This is a genomic window from Nocardia sp. NPDC003979 (assembly GCF_053605015.1).
The window spans coordinates 1-18659 of record NZ_JBSGIJ010000012.1; the positions used below are offsets into that span (position 1 = coordinate 1).

Annotated in this window: 19 protein-coding genes; 5 read left to right on the top strand and 14 right to left on the bottom strand. The window is 66.5% G+C overall.

The window, feature by feature from the left end; all coding sequences use genetic code 11:
• Positions 1–229: 229 nt before the first annotated feature.
• The gene (locus ACWEVR_RS23185; protein WP_181696588.1) at positions 230–1636 is read left to right on the top strand and encodes a class II fumarate hydratase; all 1407 of its coding nucleotides are present in this window, start codon (positions 230–232) and stop codon (positions 1634–1636) included.
• A gap of 51 nt (positions 1637–1687) precedes the next feature.
• Here ACWEVR_RS23185 and ACWEVR_RS23190 read toward each other — a convergent pair whose 3' ends face one another.
• The 3 genes from ACWEVR_RS23190 to ACWEVR_RS23200 form a co-directional block, all read right to left on the bottom strand.
• The gene (locus ACWEVR_RS23190) at positions 1688–2542 is read right to left on the bottom strand and encodes an acyl-ACP desaturase (RefSeq protein ID WP_452468691.1); all 855 of its coding nucleotides are present in this window, start codon (positions 2540–2542) and stop codon (positions 1688–1690) included.
• 72 nt (positions 2543–2614) lie between these two features.
• Positions 2615–3238, bottom strand: a complete 624-nt coding sequence (locus ACWEVR_RS23195; RefSeq protein WP_357147795.1) for an LGFP repeat-containing protein — start codon at positions 3236–3238, stop codon at positions 2615–2617.
• A 184-nt stretch (positions 3239–3422) separates the two neighbouring features.
• Positions 3423–4796: a PhoH family protein gene (locus tag ACWEVR_RS23200; RefSeq protein ID WP_067485988.1), complete on the bottom strand. Its 1374-nt coding sequence runs from the start codon at positions 4794–4796 to the stop codon at positions 3423–3425.
• A 289-nt stretch (positions 4797–5085) separates the two neighbouring features.
• On the opposite strand from ACWEVR_RS23200, the gene ACWEVR_RS23205 reads away from it, so the two are divergent.
• Complete coding sequence (locus ACWEVR_RS23205) at positions 5086–5358, top strand: hypothetical protein (RefSeq protein ID WP_067485986.1); 273 nt, start codon at positions 5086–5088, stop codon at positions 5356–5358.
• Between the two features lies 1 nt (position 5359).
• On the opposite strand, the gene ACWEVR_RS23210 is transcribed toward ACWEVR_RS23205, so the two are convergent.
• A complete protein-coding gene (locus tag ACWEVR_RS23210) occupies positions 5360–5773 on the bottom strand; it encodes a limonene-1,2-epoxide hydrolase family protein (RefSeq protein WP_452468692.1) in 414 nt (137 codons plus the stop codon).
• A 9-nt stretch (positions 5774–5782) separates the two neighbouring features.
• On the bottom strand, positions 5783–6505 hold the full coding sequence (locus ACWEVR_RS23215; protein ID WP_452468693.1) for a TetR/AcrR family transcriptional regulator: 723 nt from the start codon (positions 6503–6505) through the stop codon (positions 5783–5785).
• Between the two features lie 139 nt (positions 6506–6644).
• Here ACWEVR_RS23215 and ACWEVR_RS23220 point away from each other — a divergent pair, with 139 nt between their 5' ends.
• Entirely contained in the window at positions 6645–7832 is a 1188-nt protein-coding gene (locus ACWEVR_RS23220) for an FAD-dependent monooxygenase (RefSeq protein ID WP_452468694.1), read from the top strand.
• A 33-nt stretch (positions 7833–7865) separates the two neighbouring features.
• Positions 7866–8849: an LLM class F420-dependent oxidoreductase gene (locus ACWEVR_RS23225; RefSeq protein ID WP_452468695.1), complete on the top strand. Its 984-nt coding sequence runs from the start codon at positions 7866–7868 to the stop codon at positions 8847–8849.
• 4 nt (positions 8850–8853) lie between these two features.
• On the opposite strand, the gene ACWEVR_RS23230 is transcribed toward ACWEVR_RS23225, so the two are convergent.
• The 8 genes from ACWEVR_RS23230 to ACWEVR_RS23265 form a co-directional block, all read right to left on the bottom strand.
• A complete protein-coding gene (locus ACWEVR_RS23230) occupies positions 8854–10152 on the bottom strand; it encodes a hypothetical protein (protein ID WP_452468696.1) in 1299 nt (432 codons plus the stop codon).
• Positions 10149–10364: a hypothetical protein gene (locus ACWEVR_RS23235; RefSeq protein ID WP_452468697.1), complete on the bottom strand. Its 216-nt coding sequence runs from the start codon at positions 10362–10364 to the stop codon at positions 10149–10151. The genes ACWEVR_RS23230 and ACWEVR_RS23235 overlap by 4 nt, the downstream gene beginning before the upstream one ends.
• A gap of 209 nt (positions 10365–10573) precedes the next feature.
• Positions 10574–11449 (bottom strand): hypothetical protein, encoded by an 876-nt coding sequence (locus tag ACWEVR_RS23240; RefSeq protein ID WP_452468698.1) that lies wholly within the window; start codon positions 11447–11449, stop codon positions 10574–10576.
• Positions 11436–12512, bottom strand: a complete 1077-nt coding sequence (locus tag ACWEVR_RS23245; RefSeq protein ID WP_452468699.1) for a hypothetical protein — start codon at positions 12510–12512, stop codon at positions 11436–11438. The genes ACWEVR_RS23240 and ACWEVR_RS23245 overlap by 14 nt, the downstream gene beginning before the upstream one ends.
• A 2-nt stretch (positions 12513–12514) precedes the next feature.
• On the bottom strand, positions 12515–12805 hold the full coding sequence (locus ACWEVR_RS23250) for a hypothetical protein (protein WP_067485660.1): 291 nt from the start codon (positions 12803–12805) through the stop codon (positions 12515–12517).
• 2 nt (positions 12806–12807) lie between these two features.
• Positions 12808–13398 (bottom strand): SAV_915 family protein, encoded by a 591-nt coding sequence (locus ACWEVR_RS23255; protein ID WP_452468700.1) that lies wholly within the window; start codon positions 13396–13398, stop codon positions 12808–12810.
• Positions 13399–13615: 217 nt separating this feature from the next.
• Positions 13616–14911, bottom strand: a complete 1296-nt coding sequence (gene glyA, locus ACWEVR_RS23260; protein ID WP_452468701.1) for a serine hydroxymethyltransferase — start codon at positions 14909–14911, stop codon at positions 13616–13618.
• A gap of 253 nt (positions 14912–15164) precedes the next feature.
• Positions 15165–16394: a DUF885 domain-containing protein gene (locus tag ACWEVR_RS23265; RefSeq protein ID WP_452468702.1), complete on the bottom strand. Its 1230-nt coding sequence runs from the start codon at positions 16392–16394 to the stop codon at positions 15165–15167.
• Between the two features lie 199 nt (positions 16395–16593).
• Here ACWEVR_RS23265 and coaA point away from each other — a divergent pair, with 199 nt between their 5' ends.
• The gene (coaA, locus tag ACWEVR_RS23270) at positions 16594–17526 is read left to right on the top strand and encodes a type I pantothenate kinase (protein ID WP_067485654.1); all 933 of its coding nucleotides are present in this window, start codon (positions 16594–16596) and stop codon (positions 17524–17526) included.
• Here coaA and ACWEVR_RS23275 read toward each other — a convergent pair.
• Entirely contained in the window at positions 17523–18608 is a 1086-nt protein-coding gene (locus tag ACWEVR_RS23275; RefSeq protein WP_452468703.1) for a hypothetical protein, read from the bottom strand. The two genes, coaA and ACWEVR_RS23275, sit on opposite strands and share 4 nt — an antisense overlap.
• Positions 18609–18659 lie beyond the last annotated feature (51 nt).

The following is an 18659-nucleotide window of genomic DNA, read 5'->3' on the forward strand; positions in this document are numbered from 1 at the left end:
CGGCGATCAGGCACCGTTGCTTGCTCCTTCGTCGCCTACGCAACGGCGCCTGATCGCCGGGACGGCCGCCGACCGCCGCTGCGCGGCGATCCCTCCTCGAGGTCGGGATGTGGTGGCTGGGGGGTGTGGTCATGGCTGACTGCGTGGCTCGGTTATTCCGCGGGACAGTGTGGGATATTGCGCGGGTGTGGGAGCCCCATTCCCTGGGTTCTCGTCCTAGTGTCGAGGTATGGCTGACGACGACGCGCAGTACCGCATCGAGCACGACACCATGGGGGAGGTTCGCGTCCCCGTCGACGCCCTGTGGCGGGCGCAGACGCAGCGGGCGGTGGAGAACTTCCCGATCAGTGGGCGCGGGCTCGAGCGGGCACAGATTCGGGCGCTCGGGCTGCTGAAAGCCGCGTGCGCCCAGGTGAACAAGGATCTCGGGCTGCTGGATCCGGTGAAGGCCGAGGCGATCATCGCGGCGGCGAACGAGATCGCCGACGGCCGTCACGACGACCAGTTCCCGATCGATGTGTTCCAGACCGGTTCGGGTACCAGTTCGAACATGAACGCCAACGAGGTGATCGCCTCGATCGCGGCCCGTAACGGCGTCACCGTGCACCCCAACGACGACGTGAACATGTCGCAGTCGTCCAACGACACCTTCCCCACCGCCACCCATCTGGCCGCCACCGAGGCCGTGATCGCGGAACTTGTTCCCGCACTGGAACATCTGCGTCTCGCACTGCTGGACAAGTCGCAGCAGTGGCACACGGTGGTGAAGTCCGGCCGCACCCACCTGATGGACGCGGTGCCGGTGACGCTCGGCCAGGAGTTCGGCGGGTACACCCGCCAGATCCAGGCGGGCATCGAGCGCATCATGGCCACGCTTCCGCGCCTGGGTGAGCTGCCCATCGGTGGCACCGCGGTCGGCACCGGCCTCAACGCGCCCGCCGGATTCGGGGCGAAGGTCGTCGCGGAACTGGTGCGCGCCACCGAGATCGACGCCCTGCGCGAGGCGCGCGATCACTTCGAGGCCCAGGCCGCCCGCGACGGACTCGTCGAGGCCTCGGGTGCGCTGCGCACCATCGCGGTGAGTCTCACCAAGATCGCCAACGACATCCGCTGGATGGGTTCGGGCCCGCTCACCGGCCTCGGCGAACTGCAGCTCCCCGACCTGCAGCCGGGCAGTTCGATCATGCCCGGCAAGGTGAATCCCGTACTGCCCGAAGCGGTTACGCAGGTGGCGGTACAGGTGGTCGGCAACGACGCGGCGATCGCCTTCGGTGGCGCGAGCGGTGCGTTCGAGCTCAATGTCTACATCCCGGTGATGGCGCGCAACCTGCTCGAGTCGATTCGCTTGCTGGCCAACGTCTCCCGGCTGTTCGCCGACAAGTGCGTGGCAGGCCTGGTCGCCAACGAGGAGCATCTGCGCACGCTCGCCGAATCGTCGCCGTCGATCGTCACGCCGCTGAACTCGGCCATCGGCTACGAGGAAGCGGCCGCGGTCGCCAAACAGGCGCTGCGGGAGAAGAAGACGATCCGCCAGACCGTGATCGACCGTGGCCTCACCCCGGACAAGCTCAGCGTCGAGGAACTCGATCAGAAGCTCGACGTGCTCGCGATGACCAACGTCGACCGGAAGTCCTGAGACAGCACGACGGCCGCCACCTCGGAAGGTGGCGGCCGTCGTGTGAACAGATCAGGCGAGGTGCGCCAATTCGGCGCGGGCTTTCTCGCCTTCTTCGCCGAGGTCGGTGCGGGTGAAGATGTTCCAGCGCTGCAGCAGCGGCTTGAACACCAGCTCACCTTCCTTGGCGGGGTCGTAGATGCCCGCTGCGGCCAGGGCTTCGTCGCTGGAACCGCCGCCGGGCAGGTCGACCTGCGGCACCCGGAAGGCCGCCACCTGGTCGGCGATCGCGCGCGCACCCTGATCGGGGACCAGATCCAGCGCGGCGGAGACGAGCTCGGCGAAGAACTCGGCCTGCAGTTCGTCGTCGACGGCCAGCTTCTCGGCCATCGCGGTGACGATCGGGTTCTCACCGAGGGCGGCGGTGTTGCGGTGCCGGATGGCGGCCGCGGCCTCTTCGAAGGCGCAGGTGGCGAGCACGTCGATGAGGTGCAGCGGCGGCCGGTTGAAGCCGGCGGTCATGTGCGCCATCCGCGCCCGCTCCAGCGCGACGGGGTCGACCGCGCGGGTGAGCATCAGGTAGTTGCGGAGCATGATCTCGTGGCGGTTCTCCTCGGCGGTCCACCGGCCGACCCAGCGCCACCACGGCCCGGTGCGCAGGTATTTGCCCAGCTCCCGGTGGTAAGAGGGCAGATTGTCGGCGACGAGCACGCTCACCGTGAGCGCCAGCTTGGCGGTCTCACTGAGATCGGACTGGTCCGGCGCCCAATCGGTGCCGCCGAGGAAGGCGAAGTTGCGCCCGTCCGACCACGGCACGAGGTCGTGCGGTTGCCAACCCTCGGCCGCTTCGATGTGCCGGTTCAGGTTCGTTTCCACCACATCGGCGAGCGCGTCCAGCAGTTCGCGGTCGGTCAAAGTTTTCTGCACGCAGCCAACCTAGTACTTCGCCGTCGGGCGCGGGGACCTAAGGGGTGAACCGGCCCCCGCGCCGCGGCGCGATTACTTCGGGGTGACGGTGGTCTGGCCGCCGACCCAGGTGATGGTTCCGCCGGTGAAGTCGCTCTGCTTGCCGCCGGGGATGTCCTTCTCGTCGCTGGTCGGGTAGCCGAGGGTGCCGTTGGCGCCGCCGTTCTCCTCCCAGGCCTCACGGATCTCGCCCCACACGATGTGGGCGCCGGTCTCGGGGCTCCAGTAGACGGTTCCGCCCTCGAAGTCCTGGTACTGGCCGCCGTTGGGGCCCGATTCCTGCGCTTCCTCCGGTGCGCCGAGCGGGCTGGCGGCGCCGCCCGCCGCGACGTACTTCTTGTAGACCTCGCCGGAGACGGTGATGTCGCCGTTGGGGCCGGAGATGGTGGTCGATTCACCCGCGGCGGTCGCGGTGGAGGTGGCGCTTCCGGTGCCCTCCCCGGCCCCGGTGGTGGCCGTCGCCGAGCCGTCGGTGTGATCGGCGTGGTCGGTGGTGGTCTCCGAACCCGCCCCGCCGGGCAGGGTGGTGATCACGCTGGAGACGGCCGAATCGACCTTGTCCTTGTCGTCGTCGCCGCAACCCGCGGCGAGCAGCAGTCCGGTCGCGGCGACCAAGGCGGCGCCTCCGGCGGCGGTACGTCGAGCGAAGTGGTTCATATCCATCCTCTCGCGAGTGGCCCCCCGGGGGCACCGCCCCGGACATGGAGCCTGGCCGACATCCGCAACGGCCCGGCAGAACAGTGTTCGCCGAGCCGTTGCTGGAAAGGTGTCGCCGCGGATAATACCCACAGTTCGCCGATATCAAACGGATTCGGACCGGTGACGCGGCCCGATTGCCCGATTACGCGTTGGGACCGTACTCCTCGAGCATTTCGGTGACGAGCGCCGCGATCGGCGACCGTTCACTGCGGGTCAGCGTGATGTGCGCGAAAAGCGGGTGCCCCTTGAGCTTTTCGATCACCGCGGCCACACCGTCGTGCCTGCCGACGCGCAGATTGTCACGCTGGGCCACATCATGGGTGAGCACCACCCGCGATCCGGTCCCGAGCCGGCTCAACACGGTGAGCAGCACATTGCGTTCCAGCGACTGCGCCTCGTCGACGATCACGAACGAATCGTGCAGCGACCGGCCACGGATGTGGGTCAGCGGCAGCACCTCGAGCATGTCGCGGCTGAGCACCTCGTCCATCACCTCGCGGCTGGCCAGCCCGTCGAGCGTGTCGAAAACCGCCTGGGCCCATGGGCCCATCTTCTCGCTCTCCGAACCGGGCAGGTAGCCGAGTTCCTGCCCGCCCACCGCGTACAGCGGGCGGAACACCACCACCTTGCGCTGGGTGCGCCGCTCGAGCACCGCCTCGAGCCCGGCGGTCAGCGCGAGCGCCGACTTACCCGTGCCGGCACGGCCACCCATCGACACGATGCCGATGCTCTCGTCGAGCAGCAGGTCGAGCGCGATGCGCTGTTCGGCCGAGCGACCGTGCAACCCGAAGGCCTCGCGTTCGCGCACCAGCTGCACCCGCTTGTCGGCGGTGACCCGTCCGAGCGCGCTGGAGCTGCTGCCGAGCAACCGGATTCCGGTGTGGCAGGGCAGTTCCCGTGCCTCGTCGAGGTCGATCACCGACTCGCTGTAGAGCTGGTCGATCTGGGAGCCCGCGACATCGAGTTCCACCATGCCGCTCCAGCCGGAGGTGACCACGTCCTGGGCGTGGTATTCGTCGGCCGCCAAGCCGACCGCGCTGGCCTTCACCCGCAACGGGATGTCCTTGGACACCAGCACCACGTCCTCGCCCTCGGCGGAGAAGTTCAGCGCGCAGGCCAGGATGCGGGAATCGTTGGTCTCGGAGCGGAATCCGGCGGGCAGGACCGAAGCATCGGTGTGATTGAGCTCCACCTGCAGGGTGCCGCCATCGGTGCCGATGGGCAGCGGCTGATCGAGCCTGCCGTGCTGCATGCGCAGGTCGTCGAGCATGCGCAGAGCTTCCCTGGCGAACCAGCCGAGCTCGTGGTGGTGCCGTTTGGCCTCCAGCTCGCTGATCACGACCAGCGGCAGGACCACCCGATGTTCCCCGAAGCGGGTCACCGCCCAGGGGTCGGACAGCAGGACAGAGGTGTCTACGACGAAAGTTTTCAGACCGGAACGCGCGGGGCGAGCCCCTTTCTTCGAGGCCGAGGCCGTGTGCATCGCGTGAGCGGAAACGGAGCGTGCAGCAGTCACGGTGGGCTCCTTATGTGTTCGCACGGCACCCGCACGAACGATCTCGCTGGACCGGTCCGTCCTTGTAGGTGGTTTGTCAACCACCACGAGGGCCGGGTGCCGGCCCCCTCGTACTGAGCAGCTCAGTCACGGTCAGGACCTCCCGTACGAATCACACCGACGCGATCCGCATCTTCGACGCTACCGCCGAACCCGCTACGGCGCTGCCGGTCCGGCCCACGTGTCCGTGAATTCGAGGTTAACCAGCATGGTCGCCGCCGTTCGGCGCGTCGAGCGCTACAGTCGTTGCATGGCCGATGACCAGGATCTGGAAAAGCTGTCGTCGAAGGAACTGCACGATCGCGCGGTGAAAACGGCCGTGCGGCGCGGCGATGTGAAGTTCCTGTGGGACCTGCTCAAGGCGATTCCCGCGGCCCAGGCCGAGGCGGGCGATCTGGGTGAGAGCGAGGCCGACATCAAGTACGTGCTGCCGATGCTCGACGACTACATCCACGCGGGCGACGGCAAGATCGCCGAAGTCCTGCGCCCCACCTACCTGGACTATCTACGCAAACACCAGTAGGTCAGCGGCTGGTGAGCGCCTTGGCCACCCCGACGACCGTGCCGCGCAGCACGTTGCCCTTGCTGAAGTGGTCGTCCCACAACACGATCCGGCCCGCGCGGATCTCGAAGGTGCCGGTGACCCAGAACCCGATGCGCACCGGCCCGAAACGCAGATAATCGGTGCGGTCGGTGAGCACGATGTCGCCGTCGGCGGCGATGTGGTGCATCTCGGCCCAGAACCCGAGCGAGGGCCGGTCCAGCCCGCGCAACACCTGGGCGACCCGCTTCTTACCCCGGATCGTCGGCAGCGAGGTGTTCTTCCAGACGATCTCCGGATCGAGGAGTTCCAGCGCCTCGTCGACCGCGTCGATCTCGAGCGCGGCGAAGAATTCGCGCACCACGGTGACGGCGGGTTCGGGGAGTTCCTCGGTCATGGTGTGAGCCTAGGACTTCGGCGGCTCGTGGACCAGAGCGGCGCGACGATCGATCAGGGCGGCGATGCCGTCGAGGATGCGGTCGATGCCGAATTCGAGGGTGTTGTCGCGGCCGTCGGCGGCCGCTTCCTCGGCGAACGCGGCGCGGGCCCGCGGGTAGCGCTCGGCGGCAGCTGCCATCATCTTGGTGAACTGGTCGGCGAAGTGGTCCGCCTGCTCGCCTGCCGGGACCTGCTGGGCAAGGCCGCGAGCGTGGCTGTTGAGCAGGACGATGGTGTCGAGCTGCTCCGGGCCGCTGAGCCCGGTGTTCGCCAGTGCGGTCAGCGCCGATTCGGTCCAGGCCATTTCGTTCGGGCCGAAGGGGCGAAGACCACGGGCGAGGTCGATGGTCCAGGGGTGGGCGCGGTAGCTGTCATGGATGGCATTGGCCCAGCTTCTCAGCGCTGCTCGCCAATCCTGCTGCACAGCTGAGATTTTCGGGGGTTCGCCGATGGCTTCGTCGAGCATGAGCGCCGTCAGTTGCTCCTTGCCGGGGACGTACCGGTAGAGCGACATCTTGGTGAAGCCGAGGCGCTGCGCCAGGCGCTGCATCGAGAGCGCGGCGAGCCCTTCGGCGTCGGCCAGCTCGATCGCCTCGCCGACGATCCGGTCGAGGGTGAGCGCGGGTTTGGGCCCCCGGGTCGGACGCTGGGCGGTGCCCCACAGCAGCTCGACGGTGGTCGGTGACGGCATCGGCCCTCCTTTCGCGCCCAGGATACCGGCGATTTGCGTCCACCGGAAACAGATCTTGACGAATAAACAGTGTCCTCCGTACTCTATTCTGTGTCCGACGGAAACAGATTACGCCGGAAACTGAACCCGAGGAGGCTTCATGCCCGACCAGACCGTCCTCATCTCCGGCGCGAGCATCGCCGGGCCTGCCCTCGCCTACTGGCTGAATGGGTACGGCTTCGCCGTCACCGTTGTCGAGCGCGCCGCCGCGTTGCGGCCCGGCGGTCAGGCCGTCGACTTCAAGGACGGCGTCCACTTGGACGTGCTGAAGCGAATGGGCATCCTCGACGCGGTGCGTGCGCGCCGCACCGGCACCACCGACCTGGTCTTCGTCGACGCCGACGACCATGAATTGGCTGTCTTGTCAGGCGATTTCACCGGCGGCGCACTCGAGATACTGCGCGGTGACCTGGCCGCTGTCTTGTACGAACAGACGAGGGACACAGTGGAATACGTTTTCGGCGATACCGTCACCGCGCTGCGTGAGACCGATTCCGGCGTGCATGTCGAGTTCGAGAGCGCTGCGGCTCGCACGTTCGATCTCGTGGTCGGCGCGGATGGAATTCATTCGCGGGTACGACGTTTGGCCTTCGGTCCGGAATCGGACTTCGTCACCCACCTCGGCTACTACTACTGCGTGGCAGGGGCGAGCCGCTGGGCCGACAAGTCGGCGCCGCGCGAGCGGGCCGAGGGATACGCCCACAACGTGCCAGGGAAACTGGCCGTCGACGGTGGCGCGAAAGCACAGCAGCTGTACATGTTCGCCTCCCCTGAACTCGACTACTCGCGCACCGACACATCGGCCCGACGTCGCATCGTCCGTATGGCTTTCGCCGACGTGGGCTGGCACGTCCCACGCATGCTGGCCGAACTCGACGAGCTGGACGAGGTCTACCTCGACTCGATCAGCCAGGTCCGGATGAACGGCACCTACACCCGTGGCCGCGTCGCCCTGCTCGGTGACGCCGCCTACGGCAATACCCTGGCCGGCTTCGGCACCGGCCTCGCACTCGTCGGCGCCTACGTCCTCGCCGGTGAACTCGCCTCGGCCGCAGGTGATCACGAGGCGGCGTACCGTGCCTACAACCGGATCATGAAGCGCTACGCCAAAATCGCGGGGAACTCCAACACCGGCCCATTTCTGGCCCCGAAAACCGCGGTCGGCATCAAGGCCCGCAACTGGTTCCTCGGCTCCCGCCTTTTCGGCCTGATGCTGAAGTACGGCGACAAGGCAGCCAACGACGTCGACCTCGTCGACTACTCGCGATCGGCCCGGAACAGGGCTTGACCTGGAGTGCACTCCAGGCCATAGGCTCGGCGCATGAGCATTCGTCTCGGTTACCAGATGCCCAATTTCAGCAACACCGCCTCGATCGGCGAGCTGTTCCCGACGGTCGTCGCGCAGGCGAGGGAAGCGGAAGCGGCCGGCTTCGACGCCGCCTTCGTGATGGACCACTTCTATCAGCTGCCGTTGATCGGCCCGCCCGACGCACCGATGCTCGAGGCGTACTCCGCGCTCTCGGCGCTGGCCACGGCTACCGACCGAATCCAATTGTCCGCCTTGGTAACCGGCAACACCTATCGCAACCCGGCACTGCTCGCCAAGACGGTGACCACCCTCGACGTGGTCAGCGGTGGACGCGCGGTGCTCGGCATCGGGGCAGGCTGGTTCGAGCTCGAACACCAGCAGTACGGCTTCGAATTCGGCACGTTCACCGAACGTTTCGAGCGTCTCGACGAGGCGTTGCAGATCATCACGCCCATGCTGCGCGGACAGCGGCCCACCTTCGACGGCAAGTGGTACCGCACCGAGAACGCGATCAACGAGCCGCGCCTGCGCGACGACCTGCCGATCCTGCTCGGCGGCGGCGGGGAGAAGAAAACCTTCGGCCTGGCCGCGCGTTTCGGCGATCACCTCAACATCATCTGCAACGCCTCGGAGCTGCCGCGCAAGGTGGCCGCGTTGCGACAGCGATGCGCGGAAGTCGATCGTGACCCCGCCACCCTCGAGACCAGTTTCCTCGCGTTCGTCATCGCCGACGAGGACGGCGACCGGGCCCGCAAGATCCAGGCCGACATGATGTCGCAGGTCGGGATCGACGTGGCAGCGATGAGCGAGGCGGAGCGCCGCGAGAGCGTCGTCGACCGCCAGTTCGTCGGCACGCCGGACGATGTCGCCGAGCAGATCAAGGACCGGGTGCTCGATCAGGGCATCGACGGAGTCATCGTGAACATGGTCGCCAACGGCCACGAGCCGGGCATGGTCGAGGCGGTCGGTCGCGCCCTGCTTCCGCTCGTGAAATGAGCCGTCACCAGGCGGCGAACTCGCCTTCGCCGCGCTGCCGGATCTGCTGACGTCGACGGAAGAAGACCTCTTCGGCGCTCGACTCGGTCAAGGCGTTCGTGATGGTGCCGAGGCGGGTGTCGTAGCGGTTGGTGCGGATGTGGCGGTCGATGCCCGCCTGCCATTCCGGTGGCAGGCGGGACCAGATACCGGCCACCCGCGCCTGGGCCGCGGGCTCGGACTCGGCGAGCAGTTGCAGCAGGGCGGGCCAGTAGGTGGCGTCGGTGGCGTGGGCGGGCAGCGCCGCGATGGAGGCGGGGCTGAGCTCGGCCAGCGTGGCGGCGATCCGGCGGCGGGCCGGTTCGCTCAGCCGGGCCGACAGCGCGAACAGTCCACGCCACGGGTCGGCTTCGGTCCGGCCGTCGAGGGCTCGTACCAAGCGGGTCAGCACGCCGGGGTCGGCCAGTTGGGGATTGGTCGACAATGCCCACAGCGCAACGGGATTGAGGCGCCCGATCAAGGTGAGCAATGCGATCGAGGCGCTGCGGTCGACCGCGGTCAGCAGGAAGCGGCCGATCTCGTGCGCGGCGCCGCGCCCGAAGAAGATGTCACCCAGCTTGGCCGCGACCTCGGGCTCGACCTTGCAGAACAGCGCGAGCATCGCATGGTGCAGCGGGGGCGGACCGGCCAACACCGTCTGGAGCATGCCGGGCACCCGGCCGCGTGGGCCCGCGAGCAGTTGCCGGACGATCCGGCTGAGCGTGTGCGCGGGGTAGGCGTAGGCGGCGGTGTAGACCAGGCCCGCGTCGTCGAGGACGGTCTCTTCCAGCGCCGCGATCAACGGCTCGTTCACCACGGACAGGAACCGGGCGGCGGTCACATAGTCACGGCGGCGCAGCAATTCGTTGATGATGAAGGTGATCGGCTCCGGCCTGCCGTACCGCATCAACTGCTCGAAGACGTTCGGATCCAGATACGGCGCACCGTCGGCCGCGTACACGGCGTCGACCATGCACAGCGCCTGCGCGCACTTCTCCGGGTAGTGGATGCCGACCGCACCGAGAAACCTGGCCGCGAGCACCGGCGGCACCACCCGCTCGAACAACGCCACCCCGAGACCGACCGGGAAAATCGGCACCACCGGGGTGACCCGGCGAAAGGTGTCCGCGTGCTCGGCGTGCAAGGCGGACAACATCTGCTGGTGGATCGCGGAAAGATGCGCCGCGCCGAGCCGGGTGAGCGGCGCCAGATGCTGCGGCGAAACCCCCAAAGTGCGTGCCAGCACCACCAACTGGGTCTGCGCCTCGAGTTCGGTCTCGATCATCGCTCACCGAAGATGATCCGCCGCGAAGCCCCACGCAACGGCGCGGGCATCGCCGACAACGCGGCATCGATAGCCCGATGCAACGCCCGATGCTCGTTCTCCCGAGCCCCCCGGAACAGCCGCAACAACTCCCCGGCCTCGGCCTCGGTGAGCAACTCGAAGGCAGGCACCGCCCCACCCACCTCGCGCGCCAACTCAGCTCGACAGTCCATACAACTCGACGATGCCCCATCCCCACCCCGATGTGTACCGTTCGGAACTTTTTCTGTGAGTGGTGACAACAGAACCGACAACCGGTTGTCCGATCAGCGCACCCGGCGGTAGCCCGGCCTAGGCCATGATCAAGACCTTGCCCGTTCTGCCAGCCGTTGAGATCCACGGCCGGTTGCTGGTCACGGTCGCGGTCGCGGTGAGACAGCAGTCAGGCAGATACGTCGTCCACAAACGTCGACCAACGATCCAGCGAGGTGGGTGTACCGAGCTCGGTTCGTGACTTCGGGTTCTCGGCATAGAACTGCAGGTATCTATAGAGCGAGGACTTCTCCAACGCAAACCGGGGACACTCGAGCACAATCCAACCTGTGTGCGGGGGTCGATCCAGGTTCCAGGCCGGATTCGACCGCCCCATAATGGTCGAATAGGGAATTCTGTACTTGTGCAGCCATCGCGCGCCGACCATCCCGGCGATATCTATAATGGGCAACCTCTCAAAAGATGTGCGAACTCTGTTGACGTCGTCCCAAAGCAACTGCGTCCGTGAATTCCAACCCTCGTGAATAATCACCTCGGGGGACAGCCATAGATCATCAGGTCGCATCGCACCGATGAGGGACAACACGACAGGAATCGTGGCAAACGCGCCGATTCCGCCGAAAATTACGACCAGATGCCAGTATTGCCCGAATCCGGCATCCGCCACCTGGTAAGCAGCAGGAAGAAAGAGCAGCGCAAAGCACAGCCAAGTCGCCTGGAATGCCCAGAAGTATATCTTCGACCCGGGCAGCACAGTTGCCACCACGCCACCACTCTGCCGCAGGTGTGGCTTGTTCCGGAACACAATGGACAGGTAAGGGGCTGATGCCATAATCAGCAGACAGAACATGGCAGCGGCGAAAATCACCACATATTTCGCCACGGACACCGCTGTCGGATCACCGCTACGCCACATCACCACACCGAGCACTGCGGGACCCACCACGAGAACGACCATCCCCATGATCGAAACGATCGAACGACGAGCTTGCGCAGCCGACAAGACCCATGGATCCGGTTTTTTACGATAGTTAGAAGATCGCATTCCACGCCTTCGAAACTCCGCTGCCAATGGCGTCTCCAGTTGCCTCTAGTGCATCGATGCCGCCGTTTACCGCACCACCCACGCTGAGTCCATCGGTATACAGAGAATCCACTGCACCGGAAGTGAAGATACCGGCGCCGGCACCCACGACCGCGCCGGCCAGTGCTCCGACGGCGGTACCAGGCCCCGGCACAATCGATCCGACAGCCGCTCCGACCGCGACGGAGGCCGCGAATCCCGCTGTCCCGGATACGACGGCCTGCTCGACTGGCTTCCCGTTATGGATGTCGTAGGCTATGCCCGCGACCGCCAGTGCCCCGCCGACCTTGAGGCCGATCGTCTTGCCGTTCGCTTTCGCCTTCTCAGCATCGTCCAGCGCCTTGCCCGCGTTCTGCATCTGCTCCCGCGACCAGTCCATATCGCGGTAGATCGTCTCGCGCGGCGTTCCAGCTGGCGCGTTTTTGGCTTCGATCAAGGCCTTCAGGGCGTCACTCGAGGCCTGGGCGGCAGTCGATCGCAGCATCGACGAATTCAAGACCGCTCGAGCAGCGGCGCCACCGCCCACGAGGTCACCGACTACAAGGAACCATTTATCCTTGATATCATTTTGCATGTTCTTCCAGGTGTTTCCCCAGAACGTTTCTCGTTCCCGAACAACGTCAGCAGCCAGAGCAGCAGTGTTGTATGCGGCGATCATATCGGGATCATCGTCGCTGGGCTTCTCAACGACCCGTTCTCGGACCGTGAGCCCCGCGGCCGCAGCATCACGACGAATATTATCCATATCGGTCTGCGCAGTTTGAATATCGCCCGCCAAGCTGTCGAAGTGGGCAGCGTAGGTTCGCACCTCGTCGGCAAGACCATCAGTTTTAGTGAAAGCGCCGCGGGCTTTGACCGTGAAAGCATCGCCCGCTTCTCCATCCCAGCCCGACTCTGCCAACATTCGGACACTGTTGAGATCGGTAGCTGACATGTCCAATTGGTTCGCGAGTGTATCGCGCAGCCAACCTGCCACGGCGCGGAGGCTTGCCGGATCTCCATCGATCTTGGTATTCACCGTCATGCTTACACGACTTTCCAGTTCTCCCGGAGGATGGCGTCAGCAGTTGTGTCATCCTGCTCCTTGTATTTCGTCGCAGCCTCAGTCACCGCAGTAGCACTGGCGCCCATTCCGAGAACGAGGTTTCCCGCACTCTCCAGCAGTACGGAGAGAATAGCCAACGCAGACGGAGTGACTGTACCGGCATCAAACGAAGCAGGGACCTTATCGCTCGTACCATCGAGTTCCACACTCGAATTTGCGAGCGTCCGGGAAATCGTTTCCAACGCATTCTGGTCGACGTACAGCTCCGCCATGTCTACGCTGCCCCCCGATTCTCTTCCGGGATATGGAGATCCAGGATCAACAGCTCGAAAGGTTGTTCCTGCTGGAGACCGTCCAATGCTATCGTGGGCACCCACATCCAGGGTTGAGCCGACCCGCAGCACTCATACAGCCGGTCCAGGGCCGAATAGGCCAAACAAGCAATCCGGCCGTCTCGTGTCTTGCGCAACAAGATTTGTGCATCCTCGACTCGGTGGACAACCGACAAGACCGGAAGATAGACGACGGGCGGAAACTCTTTCGGTAGCGCCATCGCTCTCGGTTTCGCCGACCTTTCTGTCTCGGCGACGGGGGCCCCACCCAGGCTCGCATGTGCCGAGCGAACGCCGGTTTCGGAAGTAGATACAGCTTCGCCGCGAACGCGGTACTCGTCCCAGTGGGTGCCGATAGCGTTCGATGCGCGGTCCAAGTGGTGCTGCGCGAGACTGAGCGCGTCCAGGATCGCATTCTCGCGGTCGGCGGTGTAACCGCGCCCTACCTCGAGGCTTTCCGGGGCACGCAGACTGTCCAGTAGAGCGAGAGAATCTGTGACGCTATCGATGGCTGCCTCGATCTTGGCGCGCAAGGCCCCTGAGGCTTCGGTGTCTCGCGGGGCCGGGTCGAAGCGGGGGTTTCGATATCGGGTCACTGCAATCCTTCCATCTGACGGAGTCCTGAAGCGCTCATACAGTTGGACGCACACCCGGTCGCAACGGTTCCATGCCGGCCATATCGTTTCGTGGTGAAAGACGAACGCCCTCGCAGACCGGGGGTCTGCGAGGGCGTTTCGGCTGGTCGGAGGATCAGCCGAGGAGGCGCCAGTCTTCCAGGCCCTGGTAGAGCGGGACGCTCTGGGCGAGCTTGGAGACGCGACCACGCAGGGTCTCGGTGTCGGAGGTGCCGGCGAGGGCGGCGGCGATGATGTCGGCGACCTCGGTGAATTCGGTGTCGCCGAAGCCGCGGGTGGCCAGGGCGGCGGTGCCGATGCGCAGGCCGGAGGTGACCATCGGGGGGCGCGGGTCGAAGGGGACCGCGTTGCGGTTGACGGTGATGCCGACCTCGTGCAGGAGGTCCTCGCCCTGCTGGCCGTCGATCTCGGAGTTGCGCAGGTCGACCAGGACCAGGTGCACGTCGGTGCCGCCGGTGAGGACCGAGACGCCCTTGTCCTTGACGTCGGCGCCGGTCAAACGCTCGGCGAGGATGCGCGAACCCGAGAGGGTGCGGACCTGACGGTCGGCGAACTCCTCGGTCGCGGCGATCTTGAACGCGGCGGCCTTGGCGGCGATCACGTGCATGAGCGGGCCGCCCTGCTGACCGGGGAACACCGCGGAGTTGAGCTTCTTGGCGAATTCCTGCTTGGCCAGGATCAGACCGGAGCGGGGGCCGCCGAGGGTCTTGTGCACGGTGGAGGACACCACGTCGGCATACGGCACCGGTGAGGGGTGCAGACCGGCGGCGACCAAGCCGGCGAAGTGCGCCATGTCGACCCACAGGTAGGCGCCCACCTCGTCGGCGATCTCGCGGAAGCGAGCGAAGTCCTGGTGGCGCGGGTAGGCCGACCAGCCCGCGACGATCACCTTCGGCTTGGCCTTCAGCGCGATGTCACGCACCTCGTCCATGTCGATGCGGTGGTCTTCCTTCGACACACCGTAGGAGTGGACGTCGTAGAGCTTGCCCGAGAAGTTCAGGCGCATGCCGTGGGTGAGGTGACCGCCGTGCGCGAGGTCCAGGCCGAGCAGGGTCTCGCCCGGGTTCATCAGCGCCATCAGCACCGCGGCGTTGGCCTGCGCGCCGGAATGCGGCTGCACATTGGCGAACTCGGCGCCGAAGAGTTCCTTGGCGCGGTCGCGAGCCAGGGTCTCCACCACGTCGACAGCCTCGCAGCCACCGTAGTAGCGGCGGCCCGGGTAGCCCTCGGCGTACTTGTTGGTGAGCACGGAACCCTGCGCCTGCAGGACCGCGCGCGGCACGAAGTTCTCCGAAGCGATCATCTCGAGGGTGTCGCGCTCGCGGGCGAGCTCGCCCGCCATCGCGGCGGCCAACTCGGGATCGAGCTCACCGAGAGACTGGGTATTCACCGAAGCGGTCGTCTGCGTCACGACCCTCAGTCTATGGCCCGGGCGCGGGCGTCCCGGCACGGGGATAGCGCAACGGCGCCGCGCCCGCCACCCGGGAGACGCGGCTCACACCGTCCTGACCAGGTTCGATAGCCGTCGAACAGGCTTTTCACCGGTAACACGCGGCTCGCGGGTGACCGATGACACAGGTATGAACACGCTGCCCGTCACCCCGGCCGTCGCTCCGTCCAACCCGATCGAGGCGCTACTTCTGCACCTGGGCTACCTCATCTGCTCACTGATGAATCCCGGCGGTTGCGCCGTCATCCAGTAGGCGCCGGATCGCCCCCGGCGTGAGCGGTTCGTCCAGCAGGCGCCCGAACCGTTCGATGCGGTCCTGGGCATCGACCGCGCCGTCGAGCCAGCCGCCGAGCAGGCGGTAGCCCTCCACATAGGTGCTGATGTAGGCGCGCCACAGCGGTGAGGACAGGAACCGCAGCGACTGACGGGCCCGCTCCGGCGTCGCAAGACTCCACCGCTGCAGGAACTGCGCCACCTCGTCGTGACTGCGGTGCTTGTCGTGCAGCAGCAGCGCCGCGTCCTGGCGCACGCTGAGCAGTTTCGCCGACGCGGCCGAGAACCGTTCGGCGCGTTCGCCGTCGAAACGCAACCCCAGGTCGGCGTAGATCTCCTGCGCCCACACACCCCAGCCGGACCCGACGATCGACTGCAGCGCGAGGTCGGCCAGGCCCTCGGCCATCAGGCACTGCGGGGTGTTGACCAGGAACAGCGTCTGCTCGTCCTCCCCCTCCGCGACCAGCCCGGCCTCCTTGCGGCAGTGCTCGGTGTGATGCCCGGGGTAGGACTCGTGGGCGATGAGCGCGGGCAGGTGCGCCATGTGCTGTTTGAGGTCGGAGTTGATGGCCACCGTCGAGCGGTAGTTGCCGAGGTAGTAGTTGAAACCGGACCACGGTTTGTCGCCGACCACCTCGTAGGTGACGTGTTCGTGGTCGGGCAATGGGTACCGCGCGCGGACCCGTTCGCGCAGCGCGCTGGAGAACGCTTCGACGCATTCGGGCAGCCGCTCGGGCGGGATCTCGTCACCGCGCCGGTAAGCTGCGACCCGCTCGGCCAGCGGTCCGTCGCCGCCGAGCACCTCGTCCATCTGCCGGTGCGCCTCGCGATAGTCGTCGGGGTCGCCCGGTGTGATGTCGACGTCGAAGTACGCGCGAACCTCGTCGACGAAACCGATCTCCTCACCCGCGAACTTGCGCGCCGAACACTCCATCGCCACCAGGTGGGCGTCGAGGAACTCGGTGCGCTGGGGCGCGAGCCCGGCATCGGGCAGGGCCGCGCGCAGGTCGACGGCGCGCCGGACCAGGTCGGCGGGTACGGGCGCGGCGGCGTTGTCGATCTCGCGGCGCAGCGCCGGATCGCCGGTGTAGGCGTCGACGAAGCCGGATTCGAGCCGATCGAAAGCCAGTCCGAGCCGCAGGTATTCGGTGACGAACGGATGAGACCCCATGCGCCCGACCTTACGTGGTGAATTCGAAAAGCGGGCCCTACCTCGCGGTTGTTACTAGTTACCGACGGGTAGCCAAACCCCCCGTTGCGCACGGACGACCGACACGGAGCACAATCGCCGCATGCGGTCAGAGTTATCCCGGATCTCACCGAACGGGCAGCCCAGCTGTGCGTGTTTGCCCGAACGGAGCGTCGGGTAAGTGGCACGGATGAGCGAGCCGAGCCCGTACGTGGAGTTCGACCGGAAGCAGTGGCGCACCCTGCGCAAGTCGACTCCCCTGGTCTTGACCGAGGAGGAATTGACCGGACTACGCGGACTCGGCGAGCAGATCGACCTCGAGGAAGTCGCCGAGGTGTACCTGCCGCTCGCCCGCCTGATCCACCTGCAGGTCGCCGCACGTCAGCGACTGTTCGCCGCCACCGCCACGTTCCTCGGCGAGAAGCACCCCGACAAGCAGGTGCCGTTCGTGATCGGGGTCGCCGGCAGCGTGGCGGTCGGTAAGTCGACCACCGCGCGCGTGCTGCAGGCGCTGCTGTCGCGCTGGGATCACCACCCGCGCGTCGACCTGGTGACCACCGACGGATTCCTCTATCCCACAGCCGAACTCACCCGCCGCGGCATCATGCACCGCAAGGGTTTCCCGGAGAGCTACGACCGGCGTAAGTTGCTGCGCTTCGTCACCGAGGTGAAATCGGGCGCCGAAGAGGTATGCGCGCCGGTGTACTCGCACATCTCCTACGACATCGTGCCCGACGAGAAGCACTGCGTGCGCCAGCCCGACATCCTCATCGTCGAGGGCCTCAACGTGCTGCAGACCGGCCCGCGCCTGATGGTGTCGGACCTGTTCGACTTCTCCATCTACGTCGACGCGCGCATCGAGGACATCGAGAACTGGTACGTGCAGCGCTTTCTGGCGCTGCGCAAGACCGGCTTCGCCGACCCGAACGCCCACTTCCACCACTACGCGGGCTTCAGCGACGAGCAGGCCACCGCGGCCGCGCGCGACATCTGGAACTCCACCAACCGGCCCAACCTGGTCGACAACATCCTGCCGACCCGCCCGCGCGCGACCCTGGTATTGCGCAAGGACTCCGACCACACCATCAACCGGCTGCGCCTGCGCAAGCTCTAGATCGGCGACCCCAGCGACACCACGTCGGTCGCCAGTTCCGAACGCGCACCGCCCTTTTCGACGACGAGCACGCCCTGCGGGGTGTCCCGCGCCGCGAGCGGCTCACCACCGACCACCTGGATGACGGTCTGCTCGGAGCGGGCGAGCATGTCGATCACCGGTTGCTCGGCGACCGGCGCCCAGCCCTGGGCTGCCGAACGCAAGCGGTCGACCGTGCTGGTCGCACCGGCCACATCAGCCCACTTGCGCACCGCGACGCTGATGACGTTGTCGCCGTTCCAGCGCGGGTTGTAGACCGTCGAGCACTCGCCGGGGACCGAGGGCAGGTCCGAGACGGCGTTGCTGCGCACGTCGATGGTCGCGACGAAACCGATGCCGCAGGAGGAACTGCGCGCGGTGGTGCCCGCGAGCACGAAGGTGTGCCCATCGGGTCCGGCGGCGGCCGAGAGCTCGGAGTCGATGCCGGGGACCCGGCCCAGCGGCAGGATGGCATCCGAGCCGATCGCGTAGAGGTGGTTCTTCTCCCACCACAGCCCGCGGGACTCCGACCGTGCCAGCAGCACGTACTCGTCGGTGGCCGCGACCAGGCGGGCGCCGTCCCAGTTGCCACCCGAGAGCGGGCTCGGCGAATCCGGGAGCACGATGTCGCGTTCGGGCTCGGCGGGGGTGGTGCCCGCGAGGTCCTGGCTCATGATCTGGCCGGGCTCACGCCACCAGCCGACCACCGCGTCACGCAGGGCGACCGCGTCGGTGCAGTCGCATTCGGTGCGCGTCACGGAACCGTTGTCCACGCTCAGCGCGACGAGCGTCTTGGACGCCGTCTCCACCGCGAACGCGAACGCACCGTCGCGGGTGAAGTTCACCGGTGCCGCCGAATAACCGAAATTGCCCGACGCACGCAGTGTTTCGGCGCCGCGAACGACAACCAGCTCACCTTCGGTTCGATACGCGAACACCCCGGAACGATCCGGCTGCTGGTTCGGGGTGATCACCGGCGCCGGCGTGCCCTCGACCCCACACCCGGCTACCAGACCGACCGCACCGAGCGCCGCGATCCACGCACCTGCACGCGCAACTCCCACCGCTGTCCCCTACCTGTGTCGACGGGTCCGTTCCGGGCAGCAGCCTAGCCC